This is a genomic window from Paenibacillus chibensis, from assembly GCF_004001045.1.
GTDB lineage: Bacteria > Bacillota > Bacilli > Paenibacillales > Paenibacillaceae > Paenibacillus_AQ > Paenibacillus_AQ chibensis.
The window spans coordinates 275,694-290,449 of sequence record NZ_BIMK01000003.1 but is presented as its reverse complement, the minus strand read 5'-3'; the positions used below and the strand labels follow the sequence as shown (position 1 = coordinate 290,449).

General features: G+C 53.3%; 15 protein-coding genes and 1 pseudogene. 14 read left to right on the top strand and 2 right to left on the bottom strand.

Annotated elements, in window-relative coordinates:
• Positions 1–10: 10 nt before the first annotated feature.
• From PCH05_RS03715 to PCH05_RS03660, 12 genes and pseudogenes are all read left to right on the top strand, one after another.
• Complete coding sequence (locus tag PCH05_RS03715) at positions 11–1,033, top strand: carbohydrate-binding family 9-like protein (protein ID WP_127600780.1); 1,023 nt, start codon at positions 11–13, stop codon at positions 1,031–1,033.
• Between the two features lie 6 nt (positions 1,034–1,039).
• Positions 1,040–3,676 (top strand): transglutaminase domain-containing protein, encoded by a 2,637-nt coding sequence (locus PCH05_RS03710; protein WP_127600778.1) that lies wholly within the window; start codon positions 1,040–1,042, stop codon positions 3,674–3,676.
• 57 nt (positions 3,677–3,733) lie between these two features.
• A complete protein-coding gene (locus tag PCH05_RS03705; protein ID WP_127600877.1) occupies positions 3,734–4,714 on the top strand; it encodes a glycoside hydrolase family 18 protein in 981 nt (326 codons plus the stop codon).
• A gap of 228 nt (positions 4,715–4,942) precedes the next feature.
• The gene (locus PCH05_RS03700; protein ID WP_127600776.1) at positions 4,943–5,605 is read left to right on the top strand and encodes a GNAT family N-acetyltransferase; all 663 of its coding nucleotides are present in this window, start codon (positions 4,943–4,945) and stop codon (positions 5,603–5,605) included.
• A gap of 197 nt (positions 5,606–5,802) precedes the next feature.
• Positions 5,803–6,639 carry an MBL fold metallo-hydrolase gene (locus PCH05_RS03695; protein WP_127600774.1) on the top strand — a complete coding sequence of 279 codons (837 nt, stop codon included), beginning with the start codon at positions 5,803–5,805 and terminating at the stop codon, positions 6,637–6,639.
• Positions 6,640–6,641: 2 nt separating this feature from the next.
• Positions 6,642–7,151 carry a GNAT family N-acetyltransferase gene (locus PCH05_RS03690; RefSeq protein WP_127600772.1) on the top strand — a complete coding sequence of 170 codons (510 nt, stop codon included), beginning with the start codon at positions 6,642–6,644 and terminating at the stop codon, positions 7,149–7,151.
• Between the two features lie 19 nt (positions 7,152–7,170).
• On the top strand, positions 7,171–7,515 hold the full coding sequence (locus PCH05_RS03685) for a cupin domain-containing protein (RefSeq protein ID WP_127600770.1): 345 nt from the start codon (positions 7,171–7,173) through the stop codon (positions 7,513–7,515).
• Positions 7,516–7,564: 49 nt separating this feature from the next.
• Positions 7,565–8,168: pseudogene (locus PCH05_RS03680) on the top strand (ATP-binding protein).
• An 83-nt stretch (positions 8,169–8,251) separates the two neighbouring features.
• A complete protein-coding gene (locus PCH05_RS03675; protein ID WP_127600768.1) occupies positions 8,252–8,998 on the top strand; it encodes a GNAT family N-acetyltransferase in 747 nt (248 codons plus the stop codon).
• Positions 8,999–9,034: 36 nt separating this feature from the next.
• A complete protein-coding gene (locus PCH05_RS03670) occupies positions 9,035–9,766 on the top strand; it encodes a sulfite exporter TauE/SafE family protein (protein ID WP_127600766.1) in 732 nt (243 codons plus the stop codon).
• Positions 9,767–9,787: 21 nt separating this feature from the next.
• Positions 9,788–10,348, top strand: a complete 561-nt coding sequence (locus PCH05_RS03665; protein ID WP_127600764.1) for an ATP-binding protein — start codon at positions 9,788–9,790, stop codon at positions 10,346–10,348.
• Between the two features lie 27 nt (positions 10,349–10,375).
• Positions 10,376–11,029, top strand: a complete 654-nt coding sequence (locus tag PCH05_RS03660) for a cyclase family protein (protein ID WP_127600762.1) — start codon at positions 10,376–10,378, stop codon at positions 11,027–11,029.
• Here PCH05_RS03660 and PCH05_RS03655 read toward each other — a convergent pair.
• On the bottom strand, positions 11,024–11,326 hold the full coding sequence (locus PCH05_RS03655; protein WP_127600760.1) for a putative quinol monooxygenase: 303 nt from the start codon (positions 11,324–11,326) through the stop codon (positions 11,024–11,026). The two genes, PCH05_RS03660 and PCH05_RS03655, sit on opposite strands and share 6 nt — an antisense overlap.
• Before the next feature lie 139 nt (positions 11,327–11,465).
• Between PCH05_RS03655 and PCH05_RS03650 the strand changes: the two genes are divergently transcribed.
• Both PCH05_RS03650 and PCH05_RS03645 read left to right on the top strand, forming a co-directional pair.
• Positions 11,466–11,879 carry a hypothetical protein gene (locus tag PCH05_RS03650; protein WP_127600758.1) on the top strand — a complete coding sequence of 138 codons (414 nt, stop codon included), beginning with the start codon at positions 11,466–11,468 and terminating at the stop codon, positions 11,877–11,879.
• Positions 11,880–11,976: 97 nt separating this feature from the next.
• Entirely contained in the window at positions 11,977–12,378 is a 402-nt protein-coding gene (locus tag PCH05_RS03645; RefSeq protein WP_246049339.1) for a P-loop NTPase family protein, read from the top strand.
• A 189-nt stretch (positions 12,379–12,567) separates the two neighbouring features.
• On the opposite strand, the gene PCH05_RS03640 is transcribed toward PCH05_RS03645, so the two are convergent.
• On the bottom strand, positions 12,568–13,950 hold the full coding sequence (locus tag PCH05_RS03640) for an Nramp family divalent metal transporter (protein WP_127600756.1): 1,383 nt from the start codon (positions 13,948–13,950) through the stop codon (positions 12,568–12,570).
• Positions 13,951–14,756 lie beyond the last annotated feature (806 nt).

The window sequence follows — 14,756 nt, the reverse complement described above, 5'->3', positions numbered from 1 at the left end:
AGGGAGCAGCATGAACCGAAGCGGAGTACCTGAACCACATATCGAATATGCGCCAAAAGCATATATATGCAAGCGCGCGGCAGAGCCGCTCCAGCTGGACGGGCGGCTCGACAAGCCGTTCTGGCAGGCGGCGGAATGGACGGAGGATTTCGTCGATATCGAAGGCGACCTGCGGCCTCGGCCCGCCAAACGGACCCGCGTCAAAATGATGTGGGACGACGAATATTTCTACTTCGGAGCGGAGCTCATGGAAGATCAGATATGGGCGACGCTGACGGAACGGGATTCGGTCATTTTTTACGATAATGATTTTGAAATCTTCATTGATCCGGACGGGGATACCCACCAGTATTACGAATTCGAGATTAACGCGCTGAACACGGTCTGGGATTTGCTGCTGGTGAAGCCATACCGGGACGGCGGACCGCCGGTCAACGGCTGGGACATCAGCGGATTGAAGACGGCGGTACATATCGATGGCGAGCTGAACCGACCGGAAGCGTCGAACCGGATGTGGAGCGTTGAGGTGGCGATGCCGTGGAAGAGCTTAAGGGAGTGTGCAGCAGAGAGCCGTCCACCGGTGGAAGGCGAGTTTTGGCGCGTCAATTTCTCGCGCGTCGAATGGCGGACGGAAGTGCAGGATGGGCAGTACCGGAAGGTCGTGAACCCGGATACCGGCAAGCCTTATCCGGAAGACAACTGGGTGTGGTCGCCGATGGGCATTATCAATATGCACTATCCGGAGCTGTGGGGATATGTGGTATTCGCCGACCGGGAAGAACCGGACGAGTTCGAGCTGCCGCAGGATGAACGCATCAAGTGGGAGCTGCGGAAGCTGTACTACCGCCAGCGAAATCACTTTGAAGCCGAAGGGACTTTCGCGAAGGACGCGGAGCTCCTGATGGGTACGGATTCATGGAGCATTGAACCGGTGATTGAGACGACGCGGAGCATGTTCCAGATAACGACACCCTCTTCCGACGGGGCGGCCGTGTACTGTATTCGGGAAGACGGAAAGCTTTGGAAGGAGTGAATGGACATGACGATGCAGACGTCCGTATTTTCGCTGGATTCCCTCACGATGGAACGGATCGAGCGCAAGTTCCGCGAGAAGCAGGAGCTGGCAAAGGCAAAGACGCATGACCTTTTTGATATATTTCAGGAAAAGCTGACGGACGAAGAAGCATGGGCCCTGAAATATTTGTTCGCTTATATGCCGGTGAATGACATGGCTGATTACGACGGGGCGTTATTTCTGAGCCACGTGCGCCGCACGCTTGAAATCCGCCAAAAGATGCCTTGGGGACAGCGGGTGCCGGACCACTTGTTCCTGCATTTCGTGCTCCCGTATCGGGTCAACACGGAGAATATCGAAGATTCCCGCGGGATTCTGCATGACGAGTTGGCGGATCGCACAAAGTCCTTGTCCATGGCGGATGCGATTCTGGAGACGAACTACTGGTGCCATGAAAAAGCCACCTACATCGGCAGCGATCTGCGGACGATGTCGCCGCTGACGATGATCCGGAATGCCCGCGGACGCTGCGGCGAAGAATCCACGCTGGCCGTGGCCGCGCTGCGCAGCATTGGCATTCCCGCCCGCCAGGTCTACACGCCGCGCTGGGCGCACTGCGACGATAACCATGCCTGGGTGGAAGCATGGGCCGACGGCACATGGTATTATATCGGCGCCTGCGAGCCTGAAGCCCGCCTGAACCAAGGCTGGTTCAGCCCGCCGGCCCGCAGGGCGATGCTGATCAACACGCGGATTTATGCGGATTATCCGGGTCCGGAGGACATTACCCTTGCCGATGAATGGTTCACAGAGATCAACCTGCTGGAGAATTACGCCCCTACGCGGACGATTACTATCGTTGCGAAGGATGAGCATGGGAATCCGGCCAGCGGAGCCGAAGTCCGCTTCGAGCTGTACAACATGGCCGAATTCTATCCGATCGCAGTCATTCCGACGAATGAGCGGGGGGAGGCTTCCTTTAAAACAGGCTTCGGCGACCTGCTCATCCGCGCTGTCCATGAAGGCAAATGGGGAGAGCTGAAAATAACGGTGGCGGAGCAGGAGCGCTTCGAGATCGTCATCGATCAATCGCGGCAGCCGGCCGGAACACTGGATGTGGATATGGTGCCTCCACCGGAACGCGAGGGAGATGCGGCGGAACCTTTATCCGATGAGAAGACCGCGCGGCATAACGAGCGGATCGAAGAAGGAACCCGAATCCGAACGGGATACGAGGAGACGTTTCTGACCGAAGCGCAGGCGGCAGAGCTTGCCGCCGAGACCGGACTGCCGGCAGACCGCGTTTGGGATATGCTGCGCAAGGCGCGCGGCAACAGCCGCGAAATCGCCTCCTTCCTGCGGGAGCGCTCGGCCGAGCATGGGGAATGGCCGCTGCGGCTGCTGGAGACGCTGAACGAAAAAGACTTGGTGGACACGTTCCGCGAAGCCTTGGATGATCATCTGATCGGTTCTTTGACGCAGCGCGGAGAACTTTCCGAGGATGTTTTCGCACCGTATGTGCTTTGCCCGCGGGTGCTGCATGAAATGATCGTACCGTATAAGCGCTTCTTCCGGGAGGCGTTTACCGATGCTGAGATCGCAGCGTTCAAAGCCAATCCTTCTGCGCTTGTCCGCAGGATCGAGGCCGGATACGGTTTGTGGGAAGACCTTCAGAACCTGAAAGGACGGGGGAATCCCGTCGGCACCTTTAAGCTGATGCGCGGGGACCAGGTTTCGCTGGATATTCTTTTCGTATCCGTCTGCCGCAGTTTGGGCATCCCCGCCAGACTGCATCCGAGCGAACTGAAGCCGCAGTACATGGCAGGAGGCGAATGGACGGATGCAATATTCGCCGGTGCTGCGCCAAGGGAGGAAGAAGGAGCGAAGCCGCAAGGCCTGCTGCGCCTGCTGCCGGATCCGGAAGCGGCGCCGGGAGCCGCTTCGTATGAAGAGAACTTTACGTTCGCGCGGCTGGAGAACGGCGTCTATAAGACGCTGATCTATCCTTACGCGAAAAAAGACGTGTACGATGAGCCTTTCGAGGTGGAGCCGGGTGCATACCGGATCACGTCCGGAGTGCGCCTGAAGGATGGCACCGTAAAAGCGCGTTTTGCCTATGCGGAGGTGCATGCTGGCGAACAAACGGAGGTTATGCTGACGTTCAGGCCGGCGGAGCAGGAAATCCCTGTTCTTGGCAGCGTGAATCGAACCGTCGCGGTAACGGCGCTGGACGGCACAAGCTTGGCGCTTGCGGAACTGCTTGGCGAGAGAGGCGCCGTGGTCGCCTGGATCGAGCCGGAGCGGGAGCCGACGAAGCATTTGTTCCGTGAAATCGGCGAGCTCGCCGAACCGTTCGCGGCGCTTGGTGCTCCAATCGTTCTTATGATCGGCGATAAGGAGTGGACGGCTTCGTTCGATGCAGCCCATATTCCGAATCTGCCGCCGCAAACCGTGTTTGTCCGCGATTCCACTTATGCGGCTTTACCGGACCTGATTATGCAGACTCCAGCGCATGAGGCGGGCTTCCCGCATCTGTTCGTGCTGGATGAGCAGGATCAGATTCGCTACACGGCTTCGGGGTACAAGATCGGAACCGGGAAGGAAGCCTTGCAGGTGTTATCCGAGGTAAGGAAGCAATCTACGGATCGGAGTGAAGAATAAGTGACGAAGACGAACTATGTTGTCGCCGGTTATGCCATCGACGCCAAGCTTCCTGAGATGACCCGGGAAGACTTGATGAAGCTGACGCACTTGAACGTGGCCTTCGGACATGTGATCGATCATCGGATTTCAACCGGGCATCTCCAACATCTGGAGCGGCTGCGCGACATCAAGCGCGAGCATCCGGAACTCTGCATCCTGCTGTCCGTGGGCGGCTGGGGCGCAGGCGGTTTCTCGGAGGCGGCCGCAACCGAAGAAGGAAGAAGAAGCATGGCGGAGTCGGCGGTCCGGGTATTAGAGGAGCATCCGTTTGACGGGATCGATCTGGACTGGGAGTATCCAAGCTACGGCGAGGCTGAAATTGCATCCAGTCCGGATGACAAAACGAATTTCACGCTCCTGCTGAAGACGATCCGGGAAGCGCTGGATCGCCAAGGGGAACGGGACGGCCGCCATTACCTGCTTACCATCGCTGCCGGCGCAGATCAATATTATGTAGACGGAACCGAGATGGACCAGGCGCAACAGTATCTGGATTTCGTCCAGCTGATGACGTACGACATGCGCGGAGGCTTCCAGGTTCTGACCGGGCATCATACGAATCTGTACACGCCGACAGGGGATCTGTTCCGCATCAGTACGGACGCTTCCGTGAATCTGTTCGTCCGGGCGGGTGTGCCGAAGGAGAAAATCGTCATCGGAGCGGCCTTCTATTCCCGCGTGTGGCACCAGGTGCCTGACCGGAATCAGGGACTTCACCAGATGGCCGGGACCACCGGCGGATACGGTCCGAACTTCACGACGCTTGCCTCCGAATATATCAATCAAAACGGCTACACCCGGTATTGGGATGCCGAGGCCTGCGCGCCGTATCTTTTCAATGGCTCCAGCCTGATCTCCTATGATGACGAGGCATCCATCGGGCATAAATGTGAGTACGTGAAGGATCACGGCCTCGCGGGAATCATGTTCTGGGAATACAGCCTGGATCAGACGCACCGACTGCTGGATGCCATGTACCGCGGTCTTCGGACATAATGACATCATCCTTTTCATCCCCAGCAGAGGCTGAAAGCCTGCAGCTTAGAAACGCTGGCCAACGAAATGTTGCCAGTCTTCTTGAAACTAAGCTGCGGGTTTTCGGCTTTCTTTTTTTAAAAGAAAGTATTCCTCTTCATGGTTTAGCGTTAGCAATATAATGAAGAAATAACTTACATATTTTCATGAAAAGGCGTGATAAGCATCCATTTACCTAATGATGAACTGATGGGAATACAAGCAGAGACATTGTACGTTCTGGATGAGCAGGAGCGGATCGTGGCGATTAATGAACCGCTGGATATGCAGCCTCCGGCCGTGTTTATCGGCACAACGACCGAAGGGCCGGTCATTCGTTTCCGGCAGGACCTGCCGCTAGCACTGATCGATGAATTGCTGCGCGTGACCGCGGATTCGCTGGATATCGTCCAGCTGTGCCGTGTGATTGAACGCTATAAAAAGGTGACGGACATCTGGATCGGGCCGGCGTATGCGTACCAGAACGGCGAAGCCTCCAACGAACGCGAGCCGGATGTTCTCCTGATCGATGAATCCAACCGGCATCTGCTGAAGAAGCACTTTCCATTTCTGCACGATGAGCTGTCTGCGCATGTGCCGGCCGTCGGCTATATGCTGAACGGCGAAGTCGTGTCGGTATGCTGCAGCGCCCGCAGATCGGCCAAGGCGGCGGAAGCAAGCCTCAAGACCATCGATGCCTGCCGAGGGCGGGGAATAGCTCCTCGGGTGGTTAAAGCCTGGTGCGAGGAAGTGTCGAGAGCGGGACTTCTCCCGCTGTACAGCACCTCCTGGGATAATGTGAGCTCGCAAAAAGTCGCGCAGAAGCTGGGACTTCGCCCTTACGGCATGGATTTCAATATCAGTACGGAATGAAGGGATCAACTTGGAGGCCCATCCCCGGGTATGACCGAGCAAGCGTCTACCTCCGGTTCTCAACTCCAGGAGCCTGTGGTAAACTTTGAATGAATTATTTTCCGGATTATGTATCGTAAAATATGACGGCTTCAGGACCCGTCCATTGTAGGGAAGCAAGAGACCTCGAAGATCCGCGTCAGTAGGAAGGTGACATTTTGATTCAATATTCAAACGACGTTGTGACCGTATTCCAAAGCGCTCTATTTCGGACCACGTCCACGGTCATTCAGCTGGAGGAGCTCATCCTCATCGTAGATCCGAACTGGCTTCCCGGCGAGATCGAGGAAATTCAGGCCCATGTGGATGCGGTGCGGGGAGATAAAGCCTGTTATTTGCTGTTCACGCACGGGGACTACGATCATATCATCGGATATAAGGCTTTTCCAGACGCCAAGACGATTGGCAGCGCGGGACTTTCGAAGCATCCGAAAAAAGAGCATAAGCTGAAGCTGATCCGGGATTTTGATGCCACGTATTATGTAACGCGCAGCTATCCGGTTGAGTTTCCGAAACTGGACATCGTCATTGAGCATGACGGACAGCAGGTCACGATCGGTTCGACCACGCTTACCTTCTACCTGGCCCCGGGCCATACCGAGGACGGCTTGTTTACAGTCATCGATGCGGCCGGAGTTTTGGTGGCGGGCGATTACTTGTCCGATTTTGAGCTTCCATTCATCTATCACAGCGCGCTGGCTTATGAAAATACCATCCGCAAGGCTGCGGGAATAGTACGGGATCATCCGATTCAGCTCCTGATACCCGGTCATGGGCAGCACACCACCAGCCATACCGAAATGGAACGCCGGGTGAACATGGCGCTGGACCACTTGGAGCGGATGAAGCAGGCGATACTCACAGGGGATGAGCTGGTCTTGAAGGAACTTGAGCAAGAGCATGGCTTTTTATCCGAAACGACGATGGAGTGCCACAAGGATAATGTGAGAATCATGCGGCAGGAGCTTTTGGAAGATGGAGTGAAGGAGGTATGACGATGAACTACATGGTTCGGCCGTTGACCGATGAAGACGTGCCATTTATGTGGGATATGCTGTATGAATCCATGTATGTTCCGGTTGGACAAGAGCCATTCAGCAGAGATATTTTGCAGGAGCCGTCCATCGCCAAATATGCCGAGCACTGGGGCCGGCCGGGAGACATCGGATGGATTGCGGTGACGGAAGCGGGAGAGCGGATGGGAACCATCACCGCGAGGATCTTTCCGGAGGACAATCACGGATATGGATTCGTCGGAGCGGACATTCCCGAGATGGGCATGGCCCTTCGTTCGGCGTACCGGGGACAGGGAGTCGGAACGGCACTGATACAGGCGCTGTTTGACGAGCTGCACCGGAGCGGATATACCCGGGTATCGCTGAGCGTTGATCCGAACAATACGGCTGCGGTTAAGCTGTACCGGCGTTTTGGCTTTGAAGAGGTCGGCATGGTGGATACGTCGGTGACGATGGTTGCTAAAGTGCGGCCGCAAGGCGCGACGGATTAAATTTGTTGGAGGAATGGACTTGAAAATATACCATTTTGGCAGCGAATACGGCAGGGATATTCACGCTTTTGGCAGTCAAAATCTTGTGATGACCCGCGTATTAAGCAGCATGGATGAACTGCAGACGGGATGCATGCACCTCGGACCCAACGGCGTTGTGGGCTACCATCAGGCCACGGCGCCCCAGCTGTTTATGGTCGTAAGCGGCTCGGGCTTCGTTAGAGGGCAAGACAACGGAGAGCAGCCGATTGAGGCTGGCAGCGCCGCGTTTTGGGAGGCCGGTGAATGGCATGAGACCCGCACGGAGCAGGGCTTGACCGCGATCGTCATTGAAGGGATTTCGTTGAATTTATATATGGAATAAAGACAGCATGCTAGCTCGGACAAGTAGACGGCGATGCGGATCGAGGTGAGTGGCAGTGATCATTTGGGTGAACGGCGCGTTTGGAGCGGGGGAAGACGCAGACAGCGCATGAGCTACAGCGGCGGATACCGCATTCTTTTATTTATGATCCGGAAAATGCCGGTTATTTCATTCGCAAAAATATTCCCGCGGAAATGGCCACAAGCGATTTTCAGGATTATCCCCTTTGGCGCGAGACGAACTACGGCATGATCAAGTCCATTCATGAAGAATATGACGGAATCTTGATTATTCCGATGACCATCGTAAGCCCGCTGTATTTTGACGAGATCGTCGGCAGGTTAAGACGGGACGGGATACCCGTTCATCACTTTGCGCTATGCGCCACGAAGGAAACCTTGCTGAAAAGGCTGCGGAGCCGGGGCGAAGGGGAGCGCTCGTGGGCCGCGCGTCAAGTGGACCGATGTCTCGAAGGCCTGTCCCTGCCCGTTTTTGACAGACAAATGCAGACGGATACGATGACGATCGCGGAAGTTGCGGAAACCATCGCAAGTGCGGTAGGCATACCGCTGCTGCCGGATGGGCGCGGGAAGCTGCGAAGGATGTATGACAAGGTCATGACGCAGATCCGGCATATCCGTTTTCTTCAATAAAAGAGCTCATAAATCTATTGAATAATCATGAATACGGATGTATAGTCGTACCAACGTTTTTTGAAAAAGAGGGGTTGGTAGCAATGCATCAGAAAATCGAGGAGTATGCTTCGAATGCCTGGCCGGCGCTGCAGACGCTGGTTGATGACGGCTGGCTGCTTCGTTTTGCGGACGGCTATACCAAGCGGTCCAATTCCGTGAATGCGATCTTCAAAGGAAGCGAGGACTTTCTACCGGAGAAAATAGCGAGAGCCGAGGCGCTGTACCGGAAAGCAGGTCTGGACACGATTTTCAAAATTACGCCGTTCGTGCCGGAGAGGTTGGACGGGATTTTGGAAGAGCGCGGTTACACGCGCGCTGATGACTCCTATGTGATGCTCCTGGATGATCTGAACGCCGTAGCGCAGCCGAAACTGACGAACGTGGAGGTCTTCGAATCGTTATCCCAGACATGGACGAAGCATTTTCTCGCCTTAAGCCCGGGGCTGTCGGAACGAAGTCAAGCGGCAATGCAAAGGATGCTGTCGCAATCGGTGCTGCAAACGGGATATTTCACGCTGTATGAGGAGGGAGTTCCCGTAGCCTGCGGGCTGGGAATCATCGAAGATGAAGCCGTGGGTCTGTTCGACATCGTCACGTCAGGCGCGCATCGGAACCGGGGGTACGGTGAACAGCTTATTCTGAACATCCTGAAGTGGGCCAAGGAAAATGGAGCGCGTCTCGGCTATCTGCAGGTTCTTCAGGATAATCCGCCGGCCAACCGGTTGTACGCGAAGCTGGGCTACCGTTATTTGTATTCCTATTGGTATCGCATCAAAAGAAAGTCGTAACAAGCAAACAGGGTTCAAACTGGAAAAGAGGACGTCATGGATTCTGCTTTTTTTCTCATCGTATGTATCATCGTGGTGGTGGCGGCCGGTTTTACTCAGGGGCTGACGAGCTTCGGGTTTGCCCTGATCGCCATGCCTTTTCTTGCTAAAGTCATTCCGCTGCAGCAGGCGGTGCCTATCGTCGTCATCCTGAGTCTGTGCACCAATCTGATGGTCATCGTGGACGCAAGGCGTCATGTGGATTTGAAGAAGATCTGGATCCTCATCCTATCCAGCCTTGCGGCCGCGCCGCTCGGCACCTCCCTGCTCCTGCTGCTGGATGAGCGGCTGTTGAAGGCTTTTGCGGGCGTATTCATTATTCTGGTCGCCCTGCTGCAGCTGCTCGGAAAGTCTTTTCCCGTGAAGCGCGAAAAGCTCGCCTTTGTGCCTGTCGGCATCCTTAGCGGCCTGCTGAACGGCAGCATCTCGATGAGCGGACCGCCCGTGGCGCTGTTCCTATCCAATCAACGAGTCGGCAAGGATACGTTCAGAGCCAACATTACCGCTTACGGTATTATTTTAAACGTGATCACGATTTGCACCTACGCATACAGCGGCATGCTGATCAAGCCCGTCTTTACTTACTCCCTGTGGCTGGTTCCCAGCATGCTCATCGGCGTCTTCATTGGCATCAAGGCGATCCGAAGGCTGAATGACCAGTGGTTTCGGCGCATTGCGTTGTGGGTGATTATGCTGTCCGGCCTATGGACGGTGATCAGCTCCCTGTAGAAGAAAGAGGTGGAATAACGGATGAAATTCATTATCCTTTTTGGCCCCCAGGCGGTCGGGAAAATGACGGTGGGCCAGGAGCTTGCGAAAATTACCGATTTAAAGCTGTTTCATAATCATATGACGATCGAGCTCGTGACGCCGTTTTTTAGCTATGGTTCACCGGCCGGTAAACGGTTGGTCCGATTGTTCCGCCAGGAGATTTTTGAGGAAATGGCCAAAAGCGATCAGGAAGGGCTGATCTTCACCTTTGTGTGGGCGTTTGATCTGCAGAGTGATTGGGACTATATCGGAGAAATCAGCCGTATTTTCGAATCCCGGGGCGGCACCGTATATTATGTTGAGCTGGAGGCAGATATGGCGGAGCGGCTCGAACGCAACAAAAATCCGCATCGGCTGACCCATAAGCCGACGAAAAGAAATCTGGAATTCTCCGAAAGGGATCTGCTTGTCAGCATGGAAAACCATCGGCTGAACTCCCGCGAGGGGGAGATCAAGCATGCGCCTTATATCAGAATCAACAATACCCATCTCAGTCCGAAAACCGTCGCTCGTATGATCAAAGAACAATTTGGTTTATAAGCAGGTGGACATAAGAGGAGAATGCCTATGTTTATCGAGCTTTCCCATCGGATTCAGCATGCGCTTCCCGCATACCCCGGAGACTCTCTGACAGAACTGATACAGCATAAGACGCTGCAGCAGCATAAATACAACAACCACCAGCTTCACATTAACATGCATGCCGGGACGCATATCGACGGTCCGATGCACTTAACCGGCCGTGAGACGTATTTGAGCGACTATCCGATTGACAAGTTCATCGGGAACGGCTGCTTGCTGGATGTGCGGGATGAGCCGATGATTCGATATCAAAAAGCGTACGAGGAGCGGATACAGCCTGGTCAAATCGTGCTGCTCTACACGGGCCACAGCGAGAAGTTCGGTACCGATGATTATTTTACCGGCTACCCGGTGCTGAGCATGGAACTTGCCGAACTGTTCGTACGGAAAAAGGTAAAGCTGGTCGGCATGGATACGCCATCGCCGGATACCTATCCGTTCGAGATACATCAGTATTTGTTCAATCACGATATATTGCTTATCGAGAACCTAACCAATCTAGCTTCGCTGAAAGCCACAGATTCGTTTGAAATCATCGCCATGCCGCTTCATATCCAGGCGGATTCCTCCATTGCACGGGTCGTGGCACGGATCCGCTCAAAGACTTCAGGGGGAGAGGCGATGGTGGATGGGTTATAAACCCTTGCCTCCCAAAGGCAGTACTGGAATGGATTCCACTCCAGCAATGAGCGGCATGGCGCGGGCGATCGCCTCTTTGGTTGCAGGCTCGCTCAGCGACGCTTGATGCGCTTCGGCGCTGCTCCATACTTCCGTTACCCAAATCGCGTCGGGGTCTTTTCCGGACTGATTGACGATATAAATCTCGCACTCCGGCATCGCTTGAAGGGCTGCGGCAGCCTCCAGCATGATATCGGCAAGCGCTTCCCTTTCTCCTGGCTTGGCCGTGAACTTCACATATGCTCCGTATTTGTTCATTTTTCTTCCTCCCGTTCAATCTCGCGTTTGTCCTCTATTTTCTATGTTTCACCATGCAATGGCAACCCGGATAGATAAGAATTGGAGTTGTGAGACGCTTGTTTGAAAGAGGAATCTCGCTAAAAAGGGAGGTTGCAGCATGCAGCTCATGTCTAAGATTGCGGGTAGGCTGGGATGCGCTTTGTTGGCATATATCCTGTACGTATTTTTGTATCTGTTATATCTCATGGTCCATGCCGACTTCATGAGCGTCCTTTTGTTTTCGTTTTTTGGCTTTACGATTGCTCTGAAAGGAATTACTGTCCTATCGGCCGTATCCCTGCTGCTGGATGAACTTATTCTCAACCGCATCCTGGGACGTTTTTCTTCTACAATTAGAATTTTATTAGGGTTGCTAATCTATGCTGTGCTGGGAATGATGATCGCCTGGCTCTGCTATGGCAGCAATTCGTTGGTGATGGTGTCGGGGCTGACGGTTTCCATGATTTATATTGTGCTGCTTCAACAGTTCTTTCGCATTTCGAGCGCACCTGAAGGAGGAGATATCGATTAGAATCCGGATTATCGGTTCTTGCGGCAGCGGCAAATCCTACATTGCCCGCGAGTGCTCCCGCATGCTCGGAATTCCTCATTATGAAACGGATAATTTTGTGTGGGAACGGGGGGAGGTTCAGCGCAAGTTTCCGCCCGAGACAAGGGACAGGCTATTACGGGAAGCGGTGGGTACCGAATCCTGGATCATCGAGGGTGTACATCATAAATGGGGACAGGAGAGCTTCGAGCGCGCTGATGTAATATTTATTATCTCGCCAAACCGGCTGGTTCGCGATGTAAGAATTCTTCGCAGATTTGTGCGCACCCGGCTTGGACTGGAGCGGGCGAACTATAAACAATCCTTTCGTAACCTGCGTATGATGCTCCTGGAGTGGAACAAGGGCTTTGACCGGGTGAGCATGAACGAAATTATGGGGCTTACACAACCCTATGCGTCCAAGAGGGTCATTGTGAAGAAAAACGTAGAAATTGTAAGATACATACAAAATAATGGGTAGGGCGGTTGACGCAGATTTTTCGCGATCCGGATATGATTATTTTTATCAGAAACGGCTCAAAACATGTGCATTGAAATTTTCGGATGAAAATTGAAATAGGGACAAAAAAGATATGGAGTATGCAGAAAGCCGCACCCGGTTTTGTACCGGCTGCGGCTTTATTTAAATGCTCTCGTGCAGGCGTTGCGGTTAACCTATTCCGGCAAAGGTGCCGTAAATAAGAAATACGTTCAGAATGGATAAAATAATGGCGATCGTCCAGGACAAGTACTTGACCCAGGCGGGGTTCGCGAATGATCCCATCTTCTTTTTGTCGCTGGTGAAAATGGTTAACGGAATGATTGCAAATGGCAATTGCACGCTCAGGAACACTTGCGTATACAGGAGCAGCTGTTCCACTGCATTTTCCTTGCCGCCATAAATGATGACGCAGATGATGACGGGAACGACGGCCAGCAGCCGGGTAATGATACGGCGGATCCAGGTCGGCATTTTCATGCGGATGAAGCCTTCCATCACGATCTGGCCGGACAAGGTTCCCGTAATGGTGGAATTTTGTCCCGAGGCCAGCAGGGCGACGGCGAACAGTGTACTCAGCAGCGGACTTGCGATCGCGCCGACGATCGCGTTATCGGATAAGGCATTGTACAGATCCGTGAATCGGCCCAGATCACTGGTTGAGCCGAAAAACATTGCGGCACCTAGGACCAGCAGCAGGCAGTTGATGACGAATGCGATACTGAGCTGGAGGTTGGAGTCGATGGTCGCGAACCGCACGGCTTCCTTCTTGCCTTCTGGCGTCCGATCGAACTGGCGTGTCTGCACCAACGAAGAGTGAAGATACAGGTTGTGGGGCATTACGGTGGCCCCGACGATGCCCAGCGCGATCAACAGCATGCCGTTGTTGGTCGCGATTTCCGGACTTGGGATAAAGCCTTGGAGCAGAGGGCCGATACTCGGGTTCGACAGAAGCACCTCATACAAGAACACGATGAAAATCGTCGCGATCAGCGTGGCGACAATGGCCTCGATCTTACGGAATCCGACTTTCGTCAAGAGCAGCAGCAAAAGCACATCCAAGGTGGTAATCAATACACCGACCAGAAGTGGTATCTTAAATAGCAGCTGCAGCGCTACCGCACCCCCGATTACCTCGGCAATATCGGTTGCCATAATGGCAAGCTCGGTCAAGATCCACAGCACCACGGCAACCGGCTTGCTGGTGGCTTGTCGCGTTGCCTGAGCCAAGTCCATTCCGGTCACGATACCGAGCTTGGCGCACATGCTTTGCAGCAGCATGGCGATTAAGCTGGACAGCAGAATGACGCTGAGCAGGGTGTACCCGAACTGGGATCCGCCCTGGATCGAGGTGATCCAGTTCCCGGGGTCCATATATCCGACGGCGACGAGAACCCCTGGGCCGCTGTATGCGGCAAGCTTCTTCCAAAAGCCTGCGTTTTTCGGAAGCGACACGGTGTTGTTAATTTCTTCGAGACTCTGTCCGTTCGCTGAGCTGAAAATATGATGCGTAGAAGAAGATGATGTTTTTTGGAGTGGAGTTAAATTATCCATATGAATCCCTTCCATCGTTTTAAAATTTAACGGTCTAAGATCTTGTAACTACATTTTGCCCTAGGTAAACATTTTTGTCAATGGCTAATATATTTTGGTACAACTAAATAGTTTTCCGTTACGCAATAATCGAGCGGGAGATCCAGATGCAGCAAGAAGGAGCATTTAAAAAAACATCAATCACCAACCATTAAATTAACCCCGCTGTAGCCCACATAAGCACAGGAGGGGATACGGACAAAAGAGGAGGCTAAAGCCTCTTGCGGGGAAGGGGGAATTAGAGCAGCCGCAATGTAAGCGGGCCAACATGAGTAGCAACTGGAGTATTGGATCGAGTAGTCCGGCTAAAGGCTTGTGGTAATGAAGCTACATGATACGGCCACTTCGTTAAGCGGATTCGGTCGGAACGATGGCGGCTGCGCCGCAAAACCAAAGGTGGAACAGCGAAGGAATGAATCGGGACAAAGAAAAAGACTGCTTATGGATAGCAGCCGGATGGTACGAATCGAATTCAAATGCTATTCTTTTTTCTTTTGTTTCTGATTCTCAATATAAATCCAAACATAGTATGTAATCCAAAATGCAATCACAGCTAATAATGCATAAAACCTTTTATCGTTTGGTAAAGCGAAAGCCAAGATGATCGCTAGAATAAGGAACGGCGGTAAGAGGGTAAAGTATTTCTTTTTATGCAATGTAACGATCTCCTTTTTATGGATTATTAATACATACAGTATCACTTTTAACAAATTTTAAGAAGTGGATGTTGCAGCCGATATGCCAATCTGATTTTCTGCTAGTGGTGG